The sequence below is a fragment of the Streptomyces sp. FH025 genome (assembly GCF_017427025.1).
Classification (GTDB): domain Bacteria; phylum Actinomycetota; class Actinomycetes; order Streptomycetales; family Streptomycetaceae; genus Kitasatospora.
In genome coordinates, this window is the sequence record NZ_JAFLNG010000759.1 from 1 (window position 1) to 3474 (window position 3474).

The window sequence follows — 3474 nt, forward strand, 5'->3', positions numbered from 1 at the left end:
CGCGGTGCGACGAGCGGGCCGGACCGGGGCTGGCGCTGCGCCGTCGCCGAGAGCGCCGACGGCATCGGCTTCCGCGACCTGTGGTCGGTCCGCAGCGACGAACTGGGCTCCCCCTCGATGGAACGCCTCGCCCTGCTGCGCCGCGGCGGCCGCTACCTGCTCCACCTCAGCTACGTCGACCCGGCCGACAACCGCTGGCGCATCGACGCCCTGAGCGCCGACGCCCCCGAGTCCTTCGACCTCGCCACCCGCACCCCCGTGCTCACCGCCGCCGACACCGGCACCGAGGGCATCAAGGACCCGTACCTGCTCGAAACCGCAGACGGCGTCCACCTGTTCAGCACCGTCTCCCGCGCCCGGCCGTTCACCGCCGAGGAACAGGCCCGCGCCCACGCCACCGCCGACATCCACACCACCGGCCTCACCGTGCAGCCGACCGCGCTCGCGCTCTCCCCCGACGGCCTGCGCTTCACCGCCGGGCCCGGCCGCGCCGCCGAGGCCCTGGACGTCGGCCCGGCGGGGTCCTGGGACGCCTACGAGTCACGGATCACCGCCGTCCTCCCCGACGGCCACGGCGGCTGGCTCGCCCTCTACGACGGCGGGGCGGACGCCGCCGGGAACTACGAGGAGCGCTGCGGCCTCGCCGCCTCCACCGACCTGCGCACCTGGCGCCGCCTCACCCCGGACGGCCCCTGGCTGGGCGTCCGCTACGCCGACCTCGTGTCCGCGCGCGGCCGCTGGTACCTCTACTACGAGTGGACCCGCCCGGACGGCTCCCACGAGCTGAGGGTCGCCGTGCTGGACGAGTTCGCCGGTCTGCGACCGTCCCCCTGAGCTCAGGCCCCGGAGGCGGCGGCCTCGGCGAGGGTGTCGAGGACGGGCCGCAGCAACGGATGCCCGTCGGCCCCGGCCCGGACGGCCGCGAAGACCCGCCGGGTCGCGAGGTCGCTGTCGAGCGGGCGCACCGCGACCCGGGAGAGGTCGACGCCGCGCAGCGCCGAGCGGGGCACCAGGGCGACGCCCGCGCCCGCCGAGGCGAGCGCGACGACGGCGCGGAAGTCGTCGGAGGAGTGCAGCAGCCGGGGCTGGAAGCCGGCGTGCTCGCAGGCCAGCAGGACCACGTCGTGGCACGGGTTGCCCGGGTAGGGGCCGATCCAGGGTTCGCCGGCGAGCGCGGCCACGGCCAGCGGCCCGGCCTCGGCCGCCAGCGGGTGGGCCAGCGGCAGGACGGCCTCGAAGGGCTCGGCGTAGAGCGGGACACGGGTGAGCCGGGCGTCGTCGGCACGCGGGGCGCCCCGGTACTCGACGGCCACCGCGAGGTCGGCCCGGCCGTCCAGGACCATCGGCAGGCTGGCGTCGCCCTCGGCGTCCAGCACCTTGAGCCGCACGCCCGGCGCGCGTTCGGCGAGCAGCCCGATCGCGGGGGCGAGCACGTGGGAGATGCCGGTGGCGAAGGAGGCGACGGTGACCTCGCCCGCGACGCCCGCGCTGTACGCGGCGAGGTCGGCCTCGGCGCGTTCCAGCTGGGCGAGCACGGCGTCGGCGTGCCCGAGCAGGATCTCCCCGGCAGCCGTCAGGCGTACGCCCCGGCCCTCGCGGGCGAGCAGGTGATGGCCGGTCTCCTGCTCCAGCGCGGCCAGTTGCTGGGACACCGCGGAGGGGGTCAGGTAGAGGGCGGCCGCCGCGGCGGTCACCGTCCGGTGGTCCGCCACGGCCCGCAGGGTCCGCAGCCGTCGTGCGTCGATCACAGAGCAATTCTGCCAGCGCGGCGGAGTGCGCCGTCCGCGCGGCTTCGGCCGGGTACCGCTCGGTTCTCCCACCGGTGGCGCATTTCCGGACGAGATCGTCCCGCATCGTTGACCGCTCCGGCCGCTCGACGCTTGGCTGGCCCCGTCCCGGGCCGCGGGGGTGACGAGGGCCCGGCACCGTCATCAGGGGAGGATGATCCATGAGCACCGCACGCACCCGCCGATGGCCGGCCCGCACCGCCGTCGTCCTGGCGGCCGCGGCCGCGGCCGGCGCCGCGATGCCCGCCGCCGAGGCCCGCCCGCCCAAGGGCGACACCGCCCGCGTCAGCGAGGGCCCCAAGGGCGAGCAGCTCGACGGCCCCTCGCACACGCTCGGGCTGAGCGCCGACGGCCGCTCCGCACTGTTCACCTCGACGGCGACCAACCTGCTGCCCGAGGCCGGCACCCCGAATCTGAACGAGATCTACGTGCGGGACCTGCGCAACGGCCACATCGAGCGGGTCAGCGTCGCCGACGACGGCTCCACGCTCAACGCCATGACCTTCCAGGCCTCGATCAGCGCCGACGGCCGCTACGTGGCGTTCAGCACCTCCGCCACCAACGTGCTGCCCGGCCAGCCGAAGCACTACAGCGACGTCTTCGTCCGCGACCGCTGGACCGGCCGCACCGAGCTGGTCACCGCCGACGGCCTGCCCGGCACCGGCGACCAGAGCCCCTTCGAGGCCACGAGCCCCTCGATCAGCGCCGACGGCCGCTACGTCGCCTACGTCTCCAACCGCGGCGACCTCGCCCCGGGCGCCGGGGCGGCGGGCGGCACGAACAACGTCTACGTCACCGACCGCTGGACCCACACCAGCCGACTGGTCACCGTCGGCGCGGACGGCGCGGCCGCCGACAGCAACTCCTTCTCCCCAACGATCGGCGCGGACGGCTCCACCGTCGGCTTCGGCTCCCGCGCGGAGAACCTGCTTCCCGACGCCCCGGCCGCCTCCGCCTCCGCCTCCGCCTCCGCCTCCGCCGAAGCAGGGTCCCCCGGGCTGGCGCGCCGGCCCCGCTACTACCCGTACTACGTGTGGAAGGCCGACACCGGAAGGATCTCCGGCGCCAGCCTGGACGCCGCCGGGCAGCTGAACCCGGTCGCCTACGACGCCCGGATCAGCCCGGACGGCCGCTACGCGCTCTACAGCCTCCCGACGAGCCCCGGCAACGCCCGGACGGACGTGTACCTCCACGAGCTGGCCACCGGCAAGCTCACCAAGGTGAACAACGGACTGCCCGGCACCACCGCGAACGGCGACGCGTCCGGCGGCGCCATGACGGCCGACGGCCGCTGGGTCTACTTCGACTCCGACGCCGACAACCTCGTCCCCGACGACACCAACCACGCCTACGACGTGTTCCGCCGCGACCTGTGGACCGGGAGCGTCGAGCGGGTCAGCCTCACCCGGGACGGCCGCCAGAGCACCGCCTCCTCCCACGGCCCGTACGTGGACGCCACCGGCGACACCGTGATCTTCGACGCCTCGGACGGCGACCTGGTGCCGGGAGACACCAACATCCTCCAGGACGTCTTCCTGCGCCGCCCGTGAGGCCCTGAACCCCCTGCGGGACAAACCCGTTGACACTCCGCCCCGGTGATCCCGCCCAATCGGGCGATCACAGGGGCGGAGCTCCACCGGTGACCTATTTCCGGCCGAGATCCTTCCGCTCCATTGACCGCCCCGGT

3 protein-coding genes are annotated in these 3474 nt (G+C 75.1%); 2 read left to right on the plus strand and 1 reads right to left on the minus strand.

The window, feature by feature from the left end; genetic code table 11:
- Nucleotides 1-834 (plus strand): hypothetical protein (locus J0670_RS33365; RefSeq protein WP_207815957.1); only part of this gene is annotated, 834 nt, incomplete at its 5' end.
- Between the two features lie 2 nt (nucleotides 835-836).
- On the opposite strand, the gene J0670_RS33370 is transcribed toward J0670_RS33365, so the two are convergent.
- The gene (locus tag J0670_RS33370; protein WP_207815958.1) at nucleotides 837-1748 is read right to left on the minus strand and encodes a LysR family transcriptional regulator; all 912 of its coding nucleotides are present in this window, start codon (nucleotides 1746-1748) and stop codon (nucleotides 837-839) included.
- 200 nt (nucleotides 1749-1948) lie between these two features.
- On the opposite strand from J0670_RS33370, the gene J0670_RS33375 reads away from it, so the two are divergent.
- Nucleotides 1949-3337 (plus strand): PD40 domain-containing protein, encoded by a 1389-nt coding sequence (locus J0670_RS33375; protein ID WP_207815959.1) that lies wholly within the window; start codon nucleotides 1949-1951, stop codon nucleotides 3335-3337.
- Nucleotides 3338-3474: the final 137 nt, after the last annotated feature.

Coding starts and splice junctions, on each gene's coding strand:
- J0670_RS33375 (WP_207815959.1), top strand. CDS start 1,949: ATGAGCACCGCACGCACCCGCCGATGGCCGGCCCGCACCGCCGTCGTC.